Annotated in this window: 17 protein-coding genes; 4 read left to right on the top strand and 13 right to left on the bottom strand. The window is 68.4% G+C overall.

Going from position 1 to position 18567, the window contains the following annotated elements:
- The first annotated feature begins 7 nt into the window (after positions 1-7).
- A complete protein-coding gene (locus ACWDYJ_RS26015) occupies positions 8-1006 on the top strand; it encodes a LacI family DNA-binding transcriptional regulator (RefSeq protein WP_451567995.1) in 999 nt (332 codons plus the stop codon).
- A gap of 64 nt (positions 1007-1070) precedes the next feature.
- Here ACWDYJ_RS26015 and prcA read toward each other — a convergent pair whose 3' ends face one another.
- From prcA to arc, 6 genes are all read right to left on the bottom strand, one after another.
- On the bottom strand, positions 1071-1829 hold the full coding sequence (prcA, locus tag ACWDYJ_RS26010; RefSeq protein WP_451567994.1) for a proteasome subunit alpha: 759 nt from the start codon (positions 1827-1829) through the stop codon (positions 1071-1073).
- Between the two features lie 46 nt (positions 1830-1875).
- Complete coding sequence (gene prcB, locus ACWDYJ_RS26005) at positions 1876-2715, bottom strand: proteasome subunit beta (RefSeq protein ID WP_451567993.1); 840 nt, start codon at positions 2713-2715, stop codon at positions 1876-1878.
- Positions 2667-3242: an endonuclease VII domain-containing protein gene (locus tag ACWDYJ_RS26000; protein ID WP_451568023.1), complete on the bottom strand. Its 576-nt coding sequence runs from the start codon at positions 3240-3242 to the stop codon at positions 2667-2669. Before ACWDYJ_RS26000 ends, prcB begins: the two co-directional genes overlap by 49 nt.
- A gap of 72 nt (positions 3243-3314) precedes the next feature.
- Positions 3315-3527, bottom strand: a complete 213-nt coding sequence (locus ACWDYJ_RS25995; protein ID WP_133898495.1) for a ubiquitin-like protein Pup — start codon at positions 3525-3527, stop codon at positions 3315-3317.
- Between the two features lie 176 nt (positions 3528-3703).
- Positions 3704-5215 (bottom strand): depupylase/deamidase Dop, encoded by a 1512-nt coding sequence (dop, locus tag ACWDYJ_RS25990; protein ID WP_451567992.1) that lies wholly within the window; start codon positions 5213-5215, stop codon positions 3704-3706.
- Between the two features lie 250 nt (positions 5216-5465).
- A complete protein-coding gene (arc, locus tag ACWDYJ_RS25985; protein ID WP_451567991.1) occupies positions 5466-7232 on the bottom strand; it encodes a proteasome ATPase in 1767 nt (588 codons plus the stop codon).
- 264 nt (positions 7233-7496) lie between these two features.
- On the opposite strand from arc, the gene ACWDYJ_RS25980 reads away from it, so the two are divergent.
- Positions 7497-7817: a ferredoxin gene (locus ACWDYJ_RS25980; protein WP_451567990.1), complete on the top strand. Its 321-nt coding sequence runs from the start codon at positions 7497-7499 to the stop codon at positions 7815-7817.
- Positions 7818-7821: 4 nt separating this feature from the next.
- Here the strand turns inward: ACWDYJ_RS25980 and ACWDYJ_RS25975 are convergent, their stop codons facing one another.
- The 3 genes from ACWDYJ_RS25975 to ACWDYJ_RS25965 form a co-directional block, all read right to left on the bottom strand.
- A complete protein-coding gene (locus tag ACWDYJ_RS25975) occupies positions 7822-8427 on the bottom strand; it encodes a hypothetical protein (RefSeq protein WP_451567989.1) in 606 nt (201 codons plus the stop codon).
- A 193-nt stretch (positions 8428-8620) separates the two neighbouring features.
- A complete protein-coding gene (locus ACWDYJ_RS25970; protein ID WP_451567988.1) occupies positions 8621-9517 on the bottom strand; it encodes a tRNA (adenine-N1)-methyltransferase in 897 nt (298 codons plus the stop codon).
- A gap of 18 nt (positions 9518-9535) precedes the next feature.
- On the bottom strand, positions 9536-10735 hold the full coding sequence (locus tag ACWDYJ_RS25965; RefSeq protein WP_451567987.1) for a site-2 protease family protein: 1200 nt from the start codon (positions 10733-10735) through the stop codon (positions 9536-9538).
- Positions 10736-10925: 190 nt separating this feature from the next.
- Here ACWDYJ_RS25965 and ACWDYJ_RS25960 point away from each other — a divergent pair, with 190 nt between their 5' ends.
- Positions 10926-11822: a RecB family exonuclease gene (locus ACWDYJ_RS25960; protein WP_451568022.1), complete on the top strand. Its 897-nt coding sequence runs from the start codon at positions 10926-10928 to the stop codon at positions 11820-11822.
- Between the two features lie 66 nt (positions 11823-11888).
- A complete protein-coding gene (locus ACWDYJ_RS25955) occupies positions 11889-12563 on the top strand; it encodes a response regulator (protein ID WP_451567986.1) in 675 nt (224 codons plus the stop codon).
- A gap of 79 nt (positions 12564-12642) precedes the next feature.
- Here the strand turns inward: ACWDYJ_RS25955 and ACWDYJ_RS25950 are convergent, their stop codons facing one another.
- The 4 genes from ACWDYJ_RS25950 to ACWDYJ_RS25935 all read right to left on the bottom strand — a co-directional run.
- Positions 12643-14223: an ABC transporter substrate-binding protein gene (locus tag ACWDYJ_RS25950; protein WP_451567985.1), complete on the bottom strand. Its 1581-nt coding sequence runs from the start codon at positions 14221-14223 to the stop codon at positions 12643-12645.
- 86 nt (positions 14224-14309) lie between these two features.
- Entirely contained in the window at positions 14310-15914 is a 1605-nt protein-coding gene (locus ACWDYJ_RS25945) for an ABC transporter substrate-binding protein (RefSeq protein ID WP_451567984.1), read from the bottom strand.
- Between the two features lie 480 nt (positions 15915-16394).
- Complete coding sequence (locus ACWDYJ_RS25940) at positions 16395-17096, bottom strand: HAD family hydrolase (RefSeq protein ID WP_451567983.1); 702 nt, start codon at positions 17094-17096, stop codon at positions 16395-16397.
- 112 nt (positions 17097-17208) lie between these two features.
- The coding region (locus ACWDYJ_RS25935) for a vitamin B12 dependent-methionine synthase activation domain-containing protein (protein ID WP_451567982.1) at positions 17209-18567 on the bottom strand (1359 nt) is incomplete at its 5' end.

The following is an 18567-nucleotide window of genomic DNA, read 5'->3' as shown; positions in this document are numbered from 1 at the left end:
GCCCCCTGTGACGAGACCCACCAGCCGCGACGTGGCGACCGCCGCCGGAGTCTCCCAGGCCACCGTCTCCCTCGTCCTCGGCGAAAAATGGCGCGGCCGCGTCTCCGAACGCACCGCCCGCCTCGTCCGCGACACCGCCACCCAACTCGGCTACCGCCCCAACCTCGCCGCCCGCAACCTCCGCCTCGGCAGCACCCGCACCGCCCTCCTCGTCGTCCCCGCCCTCACCAACGAGTTCTTCGCCCGCGTCTACACCGGCGCCGCCCGCATCGCCGCCGAACACGGCTTCGGCGTCGTCCTCTACCCCTCCCCCGACGGCACCGGCCCCGCCCGCGACCCCTTCGCCTCCGCCCGCGCCGCCCTCGACGGAGTCATCGCCTCCTCCATGGCCGCCGACACCCTCGACGCCATCGGCGGCGACGACCTCCCCCTCGTCATGCTCGACAGCGACCCCACCACCGGCAACGCCGCCGCCCACGTCAACCTCGCCATGGCCGACGGCATGCGCCAGGTCACCGAACACCTCCTCACCCTCCACCACCGCCGCTTCCTGCACCTCGCCTCCGCCGTCGACTCCTGGACCTTCGACATCCGCGCCCAAGCCCTCACCACCCACCTCGCGCCCCACGCCGAGCTGCGCACCGTACGCGCCCCCCTCAGCGTCGACGGCGCCCGCACGGCCGCGGAGATCGCCCTCGCAGCCCCCCACAACCGCCCCACCGCCGTCATCTGCGACGACGACATCCTCGCCGCCGGCGCCTGCAAAGCCGCCCGCCGCCTCGGCCTGCGCATCCCCGAAGACCTCTCCGTCACCGGCTTCGACGACCTCGCCCTCGCCACCGCCGTGGACCCCGAACTCACCACCGTCCACCTCCCCGCCGAAACCGTCGGCGAACAGGGCATGACCGCCCTCCTCGCCGTCCTCGACGGCACCCCCTGGAACGCCCCCGACATCCCCGTCGACCTCATCGTCCGCGACTCCTCGGGCCCCGCCCCCGCCCACTGAACCCGGACACGACAAAGCCCCGGCCCACCCCCAAGGGGCAGACCGGGGCCTCACACACGCAGCACTACTCCGCCTCGTCCTCCGGCTCGTTCGACACGGCATCCGCCTGAGCCGCCGCCGGAACATCCGCCTCCAGCAACCGCGCCAGCTGCCGCCCACGGATCCGCTTGAACTTCCGCTGCTGCGCCCGCGTCCGGTCCAGCACCGCGACCTCCAGCCGCTCCGCCGGAATCGTCTTGTCGGCGCCATTGGCCTGACTCGACAGCGCCTGCACCGCCAGCTTCAACGCGTCGGGCAGCGTCATCCCCTCCCGGTGGCGCTGATCCAGGAACGTACTGATCTGCTCGGCGTTCCCGCCGACCGCGACCGAACCGTGCTCGTCCACGATCGACCCGTCGTGCGGCAACCGGTAGATCTGGTCCCCGGCGGCGGTCGCACCGACCTCCGCCACCACCAGCTCCACCTCGTACGGCTTCTCACCGGCACTGGAGAAGATGGTGCCGAGCGTCTGCGCGTACACGTTCGCCAGCCCACGGGCCGTCACATCGTCACGGTCGTAGGTGTAACCGCGCAGATCCGCGTACCGCACACCGCCGATCCGCAGGTTCTCGTACTCGTTGTACTTACCGGCGGCCGCGAAGCCGATCCGGTCATAGATCTCGCTGAACTTGTGCAGCGCACGGGACGGGTTCTCGCCGACGAACACGATGCCGTCGGCGTACTGCAGCACGACAAGGCTGCGACCGCGGGCGATGCCCTTCCGGGCGTATTCCGCCCGGTCGGCCATGGCCTGCTGGGGTGACACATAGAACGGAGTCGACACCGGCTGTCCGTCCCTTTCTTCTGGGCTCCTACGGGGCGACGAACGGTCAGAGCAGGGCGGCGCGCGGCCCGTCGGGCTGCTCCATACGCCGTTCGGTGATGGCACGGGCGAGCTCGGAGGACTCCGCCTCGCTGAGCCTCCTGAAGCCCTCGTCGGTGATGACGGTGACGATCGGGAAGATCCGGCGGTACAGGTCCGGGCCACCGGTCGCCGAGTCGTCGTCGGCGGCGTCGTACAGAGCCTGCACGACCAGGGTGGTCGCCTGCTGCTCCGTCAGATCGTCGCGGTACAGCTTCTTCATGGAACCGCGGGCGAAGATCGAACCGGAACCGGTGGCGGCGAAGCCGTGCTCCTCGGAGCGGCCGCCGGTCACGTCGTAGGAGAAGATCCGGCCCTTCTCCTTGGCCTCGTCGTAGCCGGCGAAGAGCGGCACGACGGCCAGCCCCTGCATCGCCATGCCCAGATTGCTCCGGATCATGGTGGACAGCCGGTTCGCCTTGCCCTCCAGGGAAAGGGTCGCCCCCTCCACCTTCTCGAAGTGCTCCAGCTCCAGCTGGAACAGCTTGACCATCTCCACGGCCAGACCGGCGGTACCGGCGATGCCGACGGCCGAGTACTCGTCCGCCGGGAACACCTTCTCAATGTCCCGCTGCGCGATCATGTTCCCCATGGTCGCCCGCCGGTCACCGGCGAGCACGACCCCGTCGGGGAAGGTCGCGGCCACGATGGTCGTCCCGTGCGGCGCCTCGATGACTCCGTCCGGCAGCTTGCGGTTGCCGGGCAGCATGTCGGGCGAGTGCGCGCCCAGGAAGTCCATGAAGGACGACGACCCCGGCGTCAGGAAGGCTGCCGGTAGACGCCCTGTGCCACGATTGTTGGCTTCCACAGGTTTCCTTCCACGTAAGCGGCTGCACGCCGTATGACGTCCGGCCGATCCTTGAGCTGCCCCAGTGCGGCGTTACAGCTGAAACACAGTACGCCTCGGACCTTACCCGTCTGATGATCGTGATCAACGTGCTCGGCCGGAGCATCCTGACAGAGCAGGCAGACCCCGTCCTGAGCCGCGATCATGTCATCACGCTCAGCCTCGGTAATCCCATAGTGGCGCTTGAAGTAAGCGGCCCGGTTCCGTTGCGCTCGGCACTCTCGGCAGTAGCTGGCCCAACCGTCCGAGCTCGTCTTGTTCCGCTCCCACTCCGCATGAGGTTTGATCTCCCCGCACTGGGGACACCGCTTGTGGCCGGACGGCACGGGGATCTTCGCCCGCACCGTCCGCCCTTTCGCTTCTTGTTGCCGCTTGTAGTGATCGGCCTGGCACTCGCGGCAGTACGCCTGAAGACCGTCCCGCATCGAGCGATTACTCGCGAAGGCCTCGAATGGTTGAACACGCTTACAGCGCGAGCAACGCTTCATTCCTTCAGGCGCCACCTCGACCACGCCCACCCCCCGCACCTTCGATTCGAAGGCCAAGTTCCTAAAGGAGCTTTACTGGCCACCCTTTTGCACGAACGACCTCACGAAATCCTCGGCGTTCTCTTCCAAGACGTCGTCAATCTCGTCAAGTACGGAGTCGACGTCGTCGGAGAGCTTTTCCTGGCGCTCCTTGAGGTCGGTCGATTCCTCGACCGCCGCCTCCTCGACCTCCTCGGTCGAGCGCTGCGCCTTCTGCTGTCCGCCGCCGGTGTCCTTGGTCGCCATGTCTACCTCACCCCGCTCGGTTCGCACGCTCACGTCGAAGGACCCCGGATCGGGACCCCTCTCAAGATCAGACCCTACGTCGGACCCTACAAGGAGGGTCCGACATTCGTCCCCGCAGTTGTTCATAACGTCCGGCTGTATTCATGATTCCCGGACCGGAGGCCTTTCAGGCCCGCTCAGCGCCCCGAAAGCACCCGCACCAGGTCCTGCGCCGTGCGGCAGCGGTCCAGGAGCTCCTTGACGTGCGCCCGCGTGCCCCGCAGCGGCTCCAGCGTCGGGACGCGCTGGAGGGAGTCGTGGCCCGGGAGGTCGAAGATCACCGAGTCCCAGGAGGCCGCCGCCACGTCGTCGGCGTACTGCTCCAGGCACCGGCCGCGGAAGTAGGCCCTGGTGTCCTCCGGCGGCTTGGTCTCCGCCCGTTCCACCGTCGGCTCCTCCACCAGCCTCTGCATCTTCCCGCGGGCCACCAGACGGTTGTACAGCCCCTTGTCGGGCCGTACGTCCGCGTACTGGAGGTCCACCAGGTGCAGCCGCGCCGCGTCCCAGTCCAGTCCGTCGCGCCTGCGGTAGCCCTCCAGGAGCTCCCGCTTGGCGACCCAGTCCAGCTGCCCCGACAGGCTCATCGGGTCGGTCTCGAGCCGGCCCAGGACGTCCTCCCACCGAGTGAGGACATCCTTGGTCTGCTCGTCCGCGTCGGACCCGAACCGCTCCTCCACGTACTTCCTGGCCAGCTCGAAGTACTCCATCTGGAGCTGTACGGCGGTCAGGGTGCGCCCGCTGCGCAGCGTGATCAGGTGGTGCAGGTCGGGGTCGTGGGAGACCTGGTGCAGGGTGCGTACCGGCTGGTCCACGGCCAGGTCGACGTTGATGAAGCCGTCCTCGATCATGGAGAGGACCAGCGCCGTGGTGCCCAGTTTCAGGTAGGTGGAGATCTCGGAGAGGTTGGCGTCGCCGATGATCACGTGCAGCCGGCGGTACTTCTCCGCGTCGGAGTGCGGTTCGTCGCGGGTGTTGATGATGGGGCGCTTGAGCGTGGTCTCCAGACCCACCTCGACCTCGAAGTAGTCCGCGCGCTGGCTGATCTGGAAGCCGTGTTCGCGTCCGTCCTGGCCGATGCCGACGCGGCCGGCGCCGGTGACGACCTGGCGGGAGACGAAGAAGGGGGTCAGGTGGCGCACGATGTCCGAGAAGGGGGTCTCCCGCTTCATCAGGTAGTTCTCGTGCGTGCCGTAGGAGGCGCCCTTGTTGTCGGTGTTGTTCTTGTAGAGGTGGATCGGCTGGGCGCCGGGGAGCTGGGCGGCGCGCTCGGCGGCCTCGGCCATGATCCGTTCGCCGGCCTTGTCCCAGCGGACGGCGTCGAGCGGGTTGGTGATCTCCGGGGAGCTGTACTCGGGGTGCGCGTGGTCGACGTAGAGCCGCGCTCCGTTGGTGAGGATGACGTTGGCCAGGCCGATGTCCTCGTCGGTGAGCTGGCTGTTGTCGGCGGCCTCGCGGGCGAGGTCGAAGCCCCGGGCGTCCCGCAGTGGATTCTCCTCCTCGAAGTCCCAGCGGGCGCGTCGCGCCCGGTGCATCGCCGCCGCGTAGGCGTTGACGATCTGGGACGAGGTGAGCATGGCATTGGCGTTCGGGTGTCCCGGAACGGAGATCCCGTACTCCGTTTCGATTCCCATTACTCGCCGTACGGTCATGCGGCCCTCCTTGCCCGGCGGCGCTCCCGTTCGGGAGCGGCGCTCAAGTACCGCTGGTGCTCCGGTGCGTCATGTGCGGTGCCCGTCCCCGCACTGCGCGACCGGCGGTACGGAAGAGCCTAGAACCACTCCGCGCTGGTGGGGAGATCATTTCAGTCATTGACTTTGCCCTGTCACCGGCCGAAAAGAGCGGGCGGTAAAACAGTCGGCTGCGGGTGCCCGCCGTGGGCACCCGCAGCCGCCCGCTTCATCAGAGGTACTGACCGGTATTCGCCACCGTGTCGATGGAGCGTCCGGTGTCCGCGCCTTGCTTTCCGGTGACGAGCGTACGGATGAATACGATCCGCTCGCCCTTCTTTCCGGAGATGCGGGCCCAGTCGTCCGGGTTGGTGGTGTTGGGCAGGTCTTCGTTCTCCTTGAACTCGTCCACGCAGGCCTGGAGGAGGTGGGCGACCCGAAGACCCTTCTGGTTGTGCTCGAGGAAGGCCTTGATGGCCATCTTCTTCGCACGGTCCACGATGTTCTGGATCATGGCGCCCGAGTTGAAGTCCTTGAAGTAGAGGACTTCCTTGTCGCCGTTGGCGTACGTGACCTCGAGGAAGCGGTTCTCCTCGGTTTCGGCGTACATCTGCTCGACGACGGTCTGGATCATGCTGTGGACGGTGCCGGCCGAGGAGCCCTGGTGCTCGGACAGGTCGTCCGTGTGCAGGGGCAGCGAGGCCTTGAGGTACTTCGCGAAGATGTCCTTCGCGGCCTCGGCGTCCGGGCGCTCGATCTTGATCTTCACGTCGAGGCGGCCGGGGCGCAGGATGGCCGGATCGATCATGTCCTCGCGGTTGGAGGCGCCGATGACGATGACGTTCTCCAGGCCTTCCACGCCGTCGATCTCGGCGAGCAGCTGCGGGACGATGGTGTTCTCCACGTCCGAGCTGACTCCGGATCCGCGGGTGCGGAAGAGGGATTCCATCTCGTCGAAGAAGACGATGACGGGGGTGCCCTCGCTCGCCTTCTCCCGGGCACGCTGGAAGACGAGGCGGATGTGCCGCTCGGTCTCGCCGACGTACTTGTTGAGGAGCTCGGGGCCCTTGATGTTCAGGAAGTAGGACTTCCCCGCGGGCTGGCCGGTCACCTCGGCGACCTTCTTGGCAAGGGAGTTGGCCACGGCTTTGGCGATGAGCGTCTTGCCGCATCCGGGCGGGCCGTAGAGCAGGATGCCCTTCGGCGGCCGCAGTTCGTGCTCCTTGAAGAGGTCGGGGTAGAGGTAGGGGAGTTCGACGGCGTCGCGGATCAGCTCGATCTGGTTGCCCAGGCCGCCGATCTTGGAGTAGTCGATGTCCGGAACCTCTTCGAGGACGAGTTCCTCGACTTCGCTCTTGGGGACGACCTCGTAGACGTAGCCGGAGCGGGGTTCGAGCAGCAGGGCGTCGCCGGCGCGGATGGTGATGTCCAGGAGCGGCTCGGCGAGCCTCACCACCTTTTCCTCGTCGGTGTGCCCGACGACCAGGGCTCGCTCGCCGTCCTCGAGGATCTCCTTGAGGGTGACGATTTCCCCGGCCCGTTCGAACTCCATGGCCTCGACCACGTTGAGTGCTTCGTTGAGCATGACCTCCTGGCCGCGCCGGAGGTCTTCCGGGTCGACGCTGGGGCTCACGTTCACGCGGAGCTTTCGGCCGCCGGTGAAGATGTCGACGGTGCCGTCCTCGTTCGCCTGAAGGAAGACACCGAAGCCGGCCGGCGGCTGTGCGAGCCGGTCGACTTCCTCCTTGAGGGCCACGATCTGGTCGCGGGCCTCACGGAGCGTATTCGCCAGTCGTTCGTTCTGCGCGGAGACGCCTGCCAGATTTGTCTGGAGCTCGATGATCCGCTCTTCGAGAATCCTCGTGTGACGCGGAGAGTCGGCGAGCTTACGTCGCAGGACGGCGATTTCCTGCTCGAGATAGGCAACCTGGCCGGCGGGGTCCTCAGACCCTCGCCCGGGCCGGATGCCGCGGTTGATGTCGTCGTCGTGGGCTGCCACGGTCCTCACCTCCTCCAAGGGGAGCTGGACGCTTCCTGACCCTACCTGGGCTGGTGGTGATTGAAACCCCTAGATCACAAAGACGGTAGAGGTGTGTCCGATCTTCACCCTTGCGTACTCCCTCACTCCAAGGAAATACCCACCCTTCAACATCGGAAAGCAGCCGGTTGTAAGGTCGAAGTGTTCAACACCCGTCAGGGCTCGCGCGACTTGCCGCGAGTTGTGTCCGGGACGGATCACTCAGCGCAGGGAACGGCAGGAGATATGACCGTGCAGCAGGAGGCTCCCACGAGCGGCGCCGGCGGGCCTGGGCAGCCGCTGGAGGTCTGGATCGACCAGGACCTCTGCACCGGGGACGGCATCTGCGTGCAGTACGCGCCGGAGGTGTTCGAGCTGGACATCGACGGTCTGGCGTACGTGAAGAGCTCTGAGGACGAGCTGCTCCAGGACGTGGGGGCGACGACTCCGGTTCCTCTGACGCTGCTCCAGGACGTGGTGGATTCGGCCAAGGAATGTCCTGGTGACTGTATCCACGTAAGGCGCGTTTCGGACAGGGTCGAGGTGTACGGCCCGGACGCGCAGTGACGGTTCAAACACTCGCGGCGGCCGAGTCCGTCAGCTCCTGGCGGAATTTTCCGCCGGTCCAGCGCCACTTGGCGAGCTGCTTGCGGTCGGGGCAGCAGCGGGGGATCTCGGGCGCGGAGTAGCCGAGGAGGCTCGCGGTAACGGAGCCGTCGCGCACGGTGAGTGCGGTGACGCTCTGGCGTCGGGCGGGGTCCAGCAGGGTGGCCACGACGCGTGGCGGGCCCGCGGGCCCCGCTTTTGTCGTGGGCGCCGGGGTGAGGACGTAGAGCGCGTGGGGCGGTGTCCCGGATCCGGCCTGGCAGCGGACGGCCGCGACGGTTTCGGGGCGGCCGTCGCCGTCGAGGTCGCCCTGGGCGGTGTCGGTGACGGCGTGCGGTGCGCCCTTGCAGTCCAGGGGGTACGGGGCGCTGTGCGCGTCGGGGGCGGCGGCTTGTGGGCCGCTCGTGGTGCCGGCTGTGTGGGCGGCGCCGGCGGGGTCGGGTTGGAGCAGGCCCGCGCCGGCGATGACGGCGGCCATGGCGGTGGCCGTGGCGAGCCAGTGGACGGGGCCGGCGCGACGGTGTGCCAGGTCTTCCAGTGTCGGGCCCGGCTCGACGGGGCTGTGCAGCACGCGGGGTGTCTCCTGTGCGAAGGGTGACGGGGAGCCAGCATCGTGCCATACGTCACACGCGGGCGGAACGGCCGGGTCCGGACCGGATGGGACGGTGGCCGGATCGTCACCGCGGCAACGAAAAGGCGCTGCGGCGCAGTTCCCGGTTCGTTGGGGGAACTGCGCCGCAGCGCCTTGGTGTTGGAGGGTGGGACTACGCGGAGCGGTCGCTGCCGGGGCCGTCGTAGTCGTCGCCGTAGGCGCCCTTGGAGGGGCGGCGGCGGCGCATCGGGGGTTCGACGCCGTCCGCGAGGCGGCGGGCGGTGACGAGGAAGCCGGTGTGGCCGATCATCCGGTGGTCGGGGCGGACGGCGAGGCCCTCGACGTGCCAGTTGCGGATCATCGATTCCCAGGGCTGCGGCTCGGCGTAGCAGCCGAATTCGCGGATGGACTCGACGGTGCGGGAGAGCTGGGTGGTGGTGGCCACGTAGCAGCACAGGATGCCGCCGGGGACGAGCGCCTTGGAGACGGCGTCGAGGCATTCCCAGGGGGCGAGCATGTCGAGGATGACGCGGTCGACGTCGGTGTCGGACAGGTTGTCCTGGAGGTCGCCGACGGTCAGCTGCCACGCGGGGTGGGGGCCGCCGAAGTAGCGCTCGACGTTGGCGGTGGCGATCTCGGCGAAGTCCGCGCGGCGCTCGTAGCTGTGGAGCATGCCCTGGTCGCCGATGGCGCGCAGCAGGAAGCTGCTCAGGGAGCCGGAGCCCACTCCCGCTTCCACGACGCGGGCGCCGGGGAAGATGTCGGCGAAGGCCAGGATCTGGCCCGCGTCCTTGGGGTAGACCACGGCGGCGCCGCGGGGCATGGACAGGACATAGTCGGGGAGCAGGGGACGCAGCGCGAGGTATGCGACGTTGCCCGTGGTACGGACAACGCTGCCCTCGGGGGCACCGATCAGCTCGTCGTGGGGGAAGGAACCCTTGTGGGTGTGGAAATTCTTCCCGGCTTCGAGCGTGAACGTGTAGTGGCGGCCCTTGGGGTCGGTGAGCTGGACCTGGTCCCCGACCTCGAAGGGCCCGCGTCGGCGGGCGGCACCGGTCGGTTCGGACATGTGACCAGTGTATTGGCTTCAGGAGTGGGGCCGCGCCATGGCCTTCACGAAGGCCTTTTCGACGTCGAGGGTGGACAGGACGCCGTAGATCTCGCCGCCTGGTTCGACGACGAGGTATTCGGTGGCGGGGGTGGTGCGCAGGTGGTCGAGGAGTTCCTCGCCGGTGAGTTCCGCGGAAACCTTCATGCCGTCGGTGAGGTCTTGGGCGAGGGTGCTGACGGCGACCCAGGGGCGGCGGTGTTCGGGGACGGAGGCGATGGCGGTCTCGCGGACGATGGCGGTGGGGTCGCCGTGGCCGTCGACGACGACGAGCGCGCGGGCGCCGGCCTCGTTGGCGCGGCGCAGGGCCTCGGAGAGGGGGGTGGTGTTCTCGACGGGGATGGCGCGGCGGGTGAGTGCGCGGGCCTGGAGTTCGGGGAGGTGTTCGCGCAGGCGGGCCATGCGCAGGCTGTTGCCGGCTCCGGTCCAGATGATGGCGGCGAGGATCGCGGCGAGGAGGGCGTCCATGACGGTGTCCATGCCGCCGATCTCCTGGGCGGGGTTGCCGAGGAGGCCGGTGTGGGTGAGCAGGGGCAGGCCGAGGAGGACGGTGACGGCGAGGCCGCGGCCGACCCAGGCGGCGGCGACGGTGCCGGCCATGGGTTTGCCGGTGATGCCCCAGATGACGGCGCGGAGCATGCGGCCGCCGTCGAGGGGTAGGCCGGGGAGCAGGTTGAAGGCCGCGACGAGCAGGTTGGAGATCATCAGGCCGGCGAGGAGGACGCCTGGGACGGTGGCCGGGTCGACGGCGAACATCGCGAGGTAGAAGATCCCGGCGAGGGCGAGGGAGAGCAGGGGGCCGACGAAGGCGAGGACGAATTCGCGGCCGGGGGTCTCGGATTCCTTCTCGATCTCGGAGACTCCGCCGAAGAACTGGAGTCTGATGCGTCGCACGGGGAGTTTGAAGCGGAGTGCGGCGATGGTGTGCGCGAGTTCGTGGACGAGGACCGAGGCGTAGAAGGCGACGGCGAAGAAGAGGGAGACGAGGTAGCGGGCGGGCCCGAGGTCGGGCAGGACGCGGTCGAGCTGGTCGCCGAAGACCCAGGTGATGAGGGCGGCGACGAGGAACCAGCTGGGCGAGACGTAGACGGGCACGCCGAAGGGGCGGCCCATGAGGATGCCGCCGCCCGGGTCGGAGCGCTTGGGTGCGCGCTCGCCGGTTTCGTCGGTGTCTGCCACGGCTTTCCTTCGTTCGGTGCGTTCGGTGCGTGTGGTTCCGGTGTGGTTCGCGCCGCGTATGCGGGGCGGTGTGCTGGAGCGGGTGCGGCTGTAGCGGGGTGTGATGCTCCGATCATGCAGTGCGATGGGGCTTGTCGTCGATGGTATGCGCGTGCTGTCGGTGGTGGGCCTTAGGGTTTTACGCATGACGATGAGCTCCGGTGCTGTGTCAGGCGCGGCCGATGGCGAGGCGGCGCCGGGCGCTGCGCGGCCCACTTCGCTGTCCCCTTCGCGGGCCGGCGATTTCATGCAGTGTCCGCTGCTGTACCGGTTTCGGGTGATCGACAGGCTGCCGGAGAAGCCGAGTGCGGCGGCGACGCGGGGGACGCTGGTGCACGCGGTGCTGGAGCGGCTCTTCGATCATCCGGCGGGGGAGCGGACGGCGCCGCGGGCGAAGGCGTTGATTCCGGGGCAGTGGGACCGGCTGCTGGAGGCGAAGCCGGAGCTGGCGGAGCTGTTCCCGTCGGGGGACGAGGGGGCGGGGCTGGCGCGCTGGCTGACGGAGGCGGAGGCGCTGGTGGAGCGCTGGTTCACGCTGGAGGACCCGACGCGGCTGGAGCCGGTGGAGCGGGAGTTCTTCGTGGAGACGGAGCTGGAGTCGGGGCTGCGGTTGCGCGGGATCATCGACCGGGTGGATGTGGCGCCGTCGGGTGAGGTGCGGATCGTCGACTACAAGACGGGCAAGGCGCCGCGGCCGGAGTACGCCGAGGGTGCGCTGTTCCAGATGAAGTTCTACGCGTTGGTGGTGTGGCGGCTGAAGCAGGTGGTGCCGCGGCGGCTTCAGCTGGTGTATTTGGGCAGTGGGGACGTGGTGACGTACGACCCGGTGGTGGCGGATCTGGAGCTGGTGGAACGCAAGTTGCACGCGTTGTGGGAGGCGATCCGGGAGGCTACGGAGACGGGTGTGTGGCGGCCTCGGCCGACGAAGCTGTGCGGCTGGTGTGATCATCAGGCGGTGTGTCCGGAGTTCGGTGGGACTCCCCCGGCCTATCCGCTGGCGATCGTGCCGAGGCCGGCTGTCGAGGGGGGTCGGCCCGCGGAATCCTGATCGTGCGGTCAGGGCAGAATGGGCGGCGTCCCGTCGAAGCCGTTTCATGAATTCGAGGTACTCCTTGTGGCCATCCGCATCCTGCTGGTCGATGACCAGCCACTGCTGCGCACTGGTTTCCGGATGATTCTGGAGGCCGAGCAGGATCTGGTGGTGGTGGGTGAGGCCGGGGACGGTCTGCAGGCGCTGGACCAGGTGCGGGCGTTGCAGCCGGATGTGGTGCTGATGGACATCCGGATGCCGCGGATGGACGGGGTGGAGGCGACGCGTCAGATCACTGGTCCGGAGCGTGACGGGCCGGCGAAGGTGCTGGTGCTGACCACCTTCGACCTGGACGAGTACGTGGTGGAGGCGCTGCGGGCGGGGGCGAGCGGGTTCCTGTTGAAGGACGCGCCCGCGAACGAGCTGGTGCAGGCGATCCGGGTGGTCGCGGCGGGCGAGGCGATGCTCGCGCCGAGCATCACGCGGCGGCTGTTGGACAAGTACGCGGGGCATCTGCCGTCGGGTGAGGACAGGGTCCCGGATGCGCTGGGGACCTTGACGGAGCGTGAGGTCGAGGTGCTGAAGCTGGTGGCCCGCGGGTTGTCGAATGCGGAGATCGCGGCGGATCTGTTCGTGAGCGAGACGACGGTGAAGACGCATGTGGGGCATGTGCTGACGAAGTTGGCTCTGCGCGACCGGGTGCAGGCGGCGGTGTACGCGTACGAGAGTGGTCTGGTGCGGCCGGGAGCCGGCCAGTAGGTCCCCGGGCCGCGGGGACGACGAAGGGGCCGGCAGCCGCGTGGTGCGGTTGCCGGCCCCTCGTGCGTTCCGGTGGTGCTCAGCCCTTTCGGATCTCCCAGAAGCGGAAGACCGTGGAGGCGTCGAGGGACCACTGGAGGCCGGTCACGTTCTGGCGGGTGACGGCGTACTGCTTGCCCTGCCAGAGCGGGAGGAGCGGGATCTCCTCGGCGACGATGTCCTGGAGGCGGTTGTAGTCGGCGCCGGCGGTGGCGCGGTCGGACTTGGCGGAGGTCGACGGGATGATCGTCCCGGAGATCTCCTTGTTGTCGTAGTTGTTGCGGAGCACGTTGTCCGGGCCGAAGAACGGCTGGGTGAAGTTGTCGGCGTCCGGGTAGTCGGGCACCCAGCCCTTCACGTAGATGCCGTACTTGCCGTCCTGGATGTCCTTCTCGTACTGCTCGAACTCGACGGACTTCACGTCCGCGTCGAACAGCCCGCTCTCGTTGAGCTGCTTGGCGATGAGCTGGAATTCCTGGTCGGTGGACGGGCCGTAGCGCGTGGGTGTCGAGTACAAGGTGATCTTGACCTTGTCCTTGATGTTGGCCGCGCGCAGGACGGCCTTGGCCTTCTCGGGCTGGGGGCTGCCGCCGTAGCGGTCGAAGAAGGCGGTGTTGTGCGAGCCGATGCCGGCCGGGACGACCGAGTACAGGGCGGTCGCGGTGGAGTCGTAGACGTCCTTGACGAGGGCTTCGCGGTCGACGAGGAAGGCGATGGCCTTGCGGACGGGGAGCTTTCCGGCGACCGGGTCGTTCATGTTGAACACCAGGTGCTGGACTTCGGCGCCGGTGCCCTGGACGACCTCGACCTTCTGGTCGCCGGTCTTGGAGGCGAGGCCGGCGATGTCCTTGGCGGCGAGGCCGCGGAAGGCGAAGTCGACGTCCCCGCTTTCGAGGACCTTGCGCAGGGCGGCCTGGTCCTCGTTGAAGAACTTCATGGTGACGCCGGTGTTCTTCGGCTTGGCCTTGCCGCTGTACGAGTCGTTCACCGAGAAGTTGGCGCTCTTGGCGCTGATCGCGTCCAGCTTGTAGACGCCGGAGCCGACGGCCTTGCCGTCCGTACGGAGCCTGTCCGCGGGGTACTCGGTGTGGTCGACGATGGAGCCCGCGCCCGCCGCGATCTTGCTGGGGAAGGTCGCGTCGGAGGTCTTGAGGCGGAAGACGACCGTCTTGGCGTCGGGGACGTCGATGCCGGCGATCGACGAGAGCATCACGGCGGGGCCGTTCTCGTCATTGATCCTCAGCGTGCGCTCGAAGGAGTGCTTGACGTCCTTGGAGGTCAGGTCGTTGCCGTTGCTGAACTTCAGGCCGGGGCGCAGTACGCACTTGTAGACCTTGCTGTCCGTGCCCTCGAAGGCGCAGCTCTGGGCGGCGTCGGGTTCGGGCATGGTGCCGCCCTTGGGGAAGGTCAGCAGGGACTGGAAGACGTTGTTGAAGAGCAGCCAGGAACCCGGGTCGTAACCCGACGCGGGGTCGGTGGACTTCACCTTGTCGGATATACCCATGACCACGCCCTTGCCGCTGCCTGCGGCCGAGCCGTCCTGCGAACCGCAACCGCTGAGCAGCGCGGCGGCGGTGGCTGCGCCGAGCGGGGCCGCCAACCACTGGTTACGTCTCTTCACGCGAATGTCCTTCAGTCTTGTCTGATCGGTTGCGACGCCGGCCTGCGGGAGAGCTGCCGGCTGCTGTTGCCGTGCTGGTCGGGGGGTCAGCTGCTGACGCCCCGGCCGAGTTCCCACAGCTGGAGGTCGGAGATTGCGTTGAGGGACCACTCGACTCCGGTGATCCCGTCGCGTGCGGCGACGTACTGCTTGCCCTGCCACAGGGGCAGGACGGGCACGTCCTCGGCGACGATGTCCTGCATTTCCGTGATCGCCGGCGCGGCGGCGGTACGGTCGGCCGTGCGCCGGGATTCGGGGATGAGCCTGGTGCGTATCGCGGGGTTCGCGTACGGGGTGCCCAGGAAGTTGTCCTGCTCCAGGAACGGGGCGAGGAAGTTGTCGGCGTCCGGGTAGTCGGGGAACCAGCCGAGCCCGTAGGCGGCGTGGTCGCCCTTCTTCTGCGCGGGACGGAAGTCGCCCCACTCGCTGCCCTGGACGGTGATGTCGAACAGCTGGGTGGAGTTCAGCTGGGTCTTGAGGGCCTCGAACTCGGCGGCGGTGCCGTCGCCGTAGTGGTCCGTGGTGTAGTTCAGGGTGAGCTTCACCGGGGTTTTGATCCCGGCGTCCTTGAGCAGGCTCGCGGCCTTGGCGGTGTTGGCCTCGCCGTACTTGTTGAAGAACGAGTTGACGTGGCCGGCGACGGTCGTGGGGACGAGCGAGTACAGGGGTTGCGCGGAGTTCCCGTAGACCTTGGAGATGAGCGCGCCCCGGTCGACGGCGGCGGCGAGTGCCTGGCGTACGGCCTTCTCCTTGACCACGGGGGCCTCGGTGTTGAAGCCGATGTAGCGGATCTCCAGGCCGGGCATCGGGACGAGCCTGACGCCCTTGGGTGCCTTGGCGGAGAACTCGTTGATCTGTGCGGGCGACAGGGTGCGGGAGACGACGTGGACGGAGCCGCTGGTGAGGGCCTTGCCCATGGCTGCGGAGTCGTCGAAGGAGCGCAGTTCGACCTTGTCGTTGCGCAGCTTGATGTCGCCCTGGTAGTGCGGGTTCTTGGTGAAGACGGCCCGCACGAGGTGGTTGTCCTTGACCTCGGGCTTCATCGTGTAGGGGCCGGAGCCGTCGACGGAGAAGCCCGCGCGGAGCTTCTTGGCGTCGTAGTTCTTCTCGCTGACGATGCCGGCGGCGGGCGTGGAGAGCTTGTACGGGAAGGTCGCGTCGGCGGTCTTCAGGTGGAAGACGATGGTGTCGGCGCCCTTGACCTCGACGGTGTCGAGGGTCGAGAGCAGGGTGGACGGGCCGTTCTCGTCCTTGATCGCGAGGACCCGGTCGATGGAGAACTTCACGTCCTTGGCGGTGAGCGGGTCGCCGCTCGCGAACTTCAGGCCCGGGCGCAGGGTGCAGCGGTAGCTTTCGTTGCCGGTGTCGGTGAAGCGGCAGTCGGACGCCGCCTCGGGGACGGGCCGGCCGCCGCCGCGGGGGGTGCGCATCAGCGTCTGGACGGTCTGGCGCAGTACGTTCCACGCGCCGGCGTCGTAGGCGTGGGCGGGGTCGAAGGGTGCGGGGGCGTAGTCGGCTGCCTCGAACCGGTCGGTGGTCCCGACGACGATCGTTCCGGATCCCGCTCCCCCGCCGGCCGCTGTGCCACAGGCGGCCAGCGTGGGGGTGAGCAGTCCGGCCGCGGCCGTCAGCACCATGGTCTTGCGGTTCATGCTGGAAGTACTCCCTCACCCGGCGCTTGCTCAAAGCGGCGTAAAGGGCACTTCGCGGCGGTCGCCCGTTCAGGGCGGAACGATCGGGCCGGTGTGTGACGATCGGTCCACGCGGTACCGGCACAGGGGTGTGCGTCCGGTACGGCAGAGGTGCGGCGTAGTGCCCGCGGTCGACATTAGTGGCCTGGGACGGGATGGCTGGAATTGGCAGGAGTCGGGACGTAATCGGACGGTGATCAGTGCGGACTGACCGCTCATGCGGGAGTCTGCGCAGATGGGGTCAGGAGATGATCAATCCGGACACATGGGAAGCCCCGACGACGACCGACCAGGGCCGCGGAGCGCTTCGCTGGTGACCAAGGTCACCCGGCACAACGGCCCGGTCGAGGATGGAATTTCGGCCTCCGGGCGGAGGGGCGGAACATCCTCTCGTGGGACCCCGGGCTCGACCCTGAACCGTTCGGTACCGAGCGTGCGCGTTCAGTTCAGCGGAGTGATGAGCGAGCGCAGGAACGGCACGTCCACGTCTTCCAGCGAACGCATGATCGTCCGGCCCGGGGCGGGCTCGATGCGGCCGACCGAGGGGATGGCCACGACCCGGCAGCCGGCGGCCTCGGCGGCGGCGACCCCGGTGGCGGTGTCCTCGATGACCGCGCACCGCGAGGGGTGCGCGCCGAGGGTATTCGCGGCGAACAGGTACGGATCGGGGTGCGGCTTGGTGCGCGACACCTCCTCCCCGGCGACCGTGAAGGCGAAGCGGTCGCGGCCCAGGGAGAGCAGGACCTGGTCGATGACGCGGCGGTGGGAGGCGGAGACCAGGGCGGTGGGCACGTTGTGCCGGGCCAGCTCGGACAGCAGCCTCTCGGCGCCGGGCATCAGCGGGACCCGGTCGGCGATCCGCGCCTCGAACCTCTCGTTGAGCAGGACGCTGAGTTCGGCGAGGTCGATGGCGGCGCCGGTGGACTCGATCAGGAAGGCGGCGCTGCGGCTCATGGGGCCGCCGACCACCACGTCCCGCCAGGCGTCGTCCAGTCGGTGCCCGAGCTGGCCGAAGACGTCGACCTCGATGTCCCACCAGAAGCCCTCGGTGTCGACGAGGGTGCCGTCCATGTCGAGCAGCACCGCCTGCAGGGCGTGCCCGTCGGCCGTACGGGTGACGGGGGCGGGAACGGTGCTGGTCATGCGCGGGCCTCTCGCAGGGGACGACAAGGCCGGTCACCTCGCCCCGTGCAAACGTGCCCTGGGGAACAGGTGACCGGCCTGTATGGGACCGACCAGTGTACGCCGGTCCGCCTCAGCGCGCGTTGAAATACTTCGCTTCGGGGTGGTGAATCACGATGGCGTCGGTGGACTGCTCGGGGTGGAGCTGGAACTCCTCCGAGAGGTGGACGCCGATCCGCTCCGGCTGGAGGAGGTCGGCGATCTTCGCGCGGTCCTCCAGGTCGGGGCAGGCGCCGTAGCCGAGGGAGAAGCGGGCGCCGCGGTACTTGAGGTCGAACATGTCCTCGACCTTCGCCGGGTCCTCGCCGCCGAATCCGAGCTCGGCGCGGACGCGGGCGTGCCAGTACTCGGCCAGGGCCTCGGCGAGCTGGACGGACAGTCCGTGCAGCTCCAGGTACTCGCGGTAGGAGTCGGACGCGAACAGCTTGGCCGTGGCCTCGCCGATCCTGGATCCGACGGTGACGACCTGGAGGCCGACGACGTCGGTCTCGCCGGACTCCTCGGGACGGAAGAAGTCCGCGAGGCACAGGCGGCGGCCGCGGCGCTGGCGCGGGAAGGTGAAGCGGGTCCGCTCGTTGCCCTGCTCGTCGAGGATGATCAGGTCCTCGCCCTTGGAGACGCAGGGGAAGTAGCCGTAGACGACGGCCGCTTCGAGCAGGTTCTCGGTGTGGAGCTTGTCCAGGAGGCCGCGCAGCCGCGGGCGTCCTTCGCTCTCGACGAGTTCCTCGTACGTCGCCCCGCCGGCGCGGGCCTGCTTGAGGCCCCACTGCCCCTTGAAGAGGGCGCCCTCGTCCAGCCAGGAGGCGTAGTCCTTGAGCGGGATGCCCTTGACGACGCGGGTCCCCCAGAACGGCGGGGTGGGGACGGGGTTGTCCACGGAGACGTCGGAGCGGCCGCCGGGCTCCTCCGGCTCGTCCACCTCGAGCACCGGTGTGTCCCGCTTGGGGACGCGGCGCTGCTTGAGCTCGGGCAGGGTGGCGCCGGGGACGCCGCGCTTGACGGCGATCAGGGCGTCCATGAGGCGCAGGCCTTCGAAGGCGTCGCGGGCGTAGCGGACTTCGCCTTCGTAGATCTCGTGGAGGTCCTGTTCGACGTAGGCGCGGGTCAGGGCGGCGCCGCCGAGGATGACGGGGTAGTCGGCTGCCAGCTTGCGCTGGTTGAGCTCCTGGAGGTTCTCCTTCATGATCACGGTGGACTTCACCAGGAGACCCGACATGCCGATGACGTCCGCCTTGTGCTCGGCGGCGGCCTCCAGGATCGCGGAGACCGGCTGCTTGATGCCGATGTTGACCACGTTGTAGCCGTTGTTCGTCAGGATGATGTCGACGAGGTTCTTGCCGATGTCATGGACGTCCCCACGCACCGTGGCCAGCACGATCGTGCCCTTGCCCTCATCGTCGGTCTTCTCCATGTGCGGCTCCAGGAAGGCCAC

The organism is Streptomyces sp. NPDC003042 (assembly GCF_053591315.1).
The sequence above is the reverse complement of the archived record's forward strand: the minus strand, read 5'-3'. Positions and strand labels throughout refer to the sequence as shown.

Bases quoted from the DNA above. Each gene is read 5' to 3' on its own strand.
- ACWDYJ_RS26000 (WP_451568023.1), bottom strand. From the start codon at position 3,242: ATGAAGCGTTGCTCGCGCTGTAAGCGTGTTCAACCATTCGAGGCCTTC.
- ACWDYJ_RS25995 (WP_133898495.1), bottom strand. From the start codon at position 3,527: ATGGCGACCAAGGACACCGGCGGCGGACAGCAGAAGGCGCAGCGCTCG.
- dop (WP_451567992.1), bottom strand. From the start codon at position 5,215: ATGACCGTACGGCGAGTAATGGGAATCGAAACGGAGTACGGGATCTCC.
- ACWDYJ_RS25980 (WP_451567990.1), top strand. From the start codon at position 7,497: ATGACCGTGCAGCAGGAGGCTCCCACGAGCGGCGCCGGCGGGCCTGGG.
- ACWDYJ_RS25970 (WP_451567988.1), bottom strand. From the start codon at position 9,517: ATGTCCGAACCGACCGGTGCCGCCCGCCGACGCGGGCCCTTCGAGGTC.
- ACWDYJ_RS25960 (WP_451568022.1), top strand. From the start codon at position 10,926: ATGAGCTCCGGTGCTGTGTCAGGCGCGGCCGATGGCGAGGCGGCGCCG.
- ACWDYJ_RS25945 (WP_451567984.1), bottom strand. From the start codon at position 15,914: ATGAACCGCAAGACCATGGTGCTGACGGCCGCGGCCGGACTGCTCACC.
- ACWDYJ_RS25940 (WP_451567983.1), bottom strand. From the start codon at position 17,096: ATGACCAGCACCGTTCCCGCCCCCGTCACCCGTACGGCCGACGGGCAC.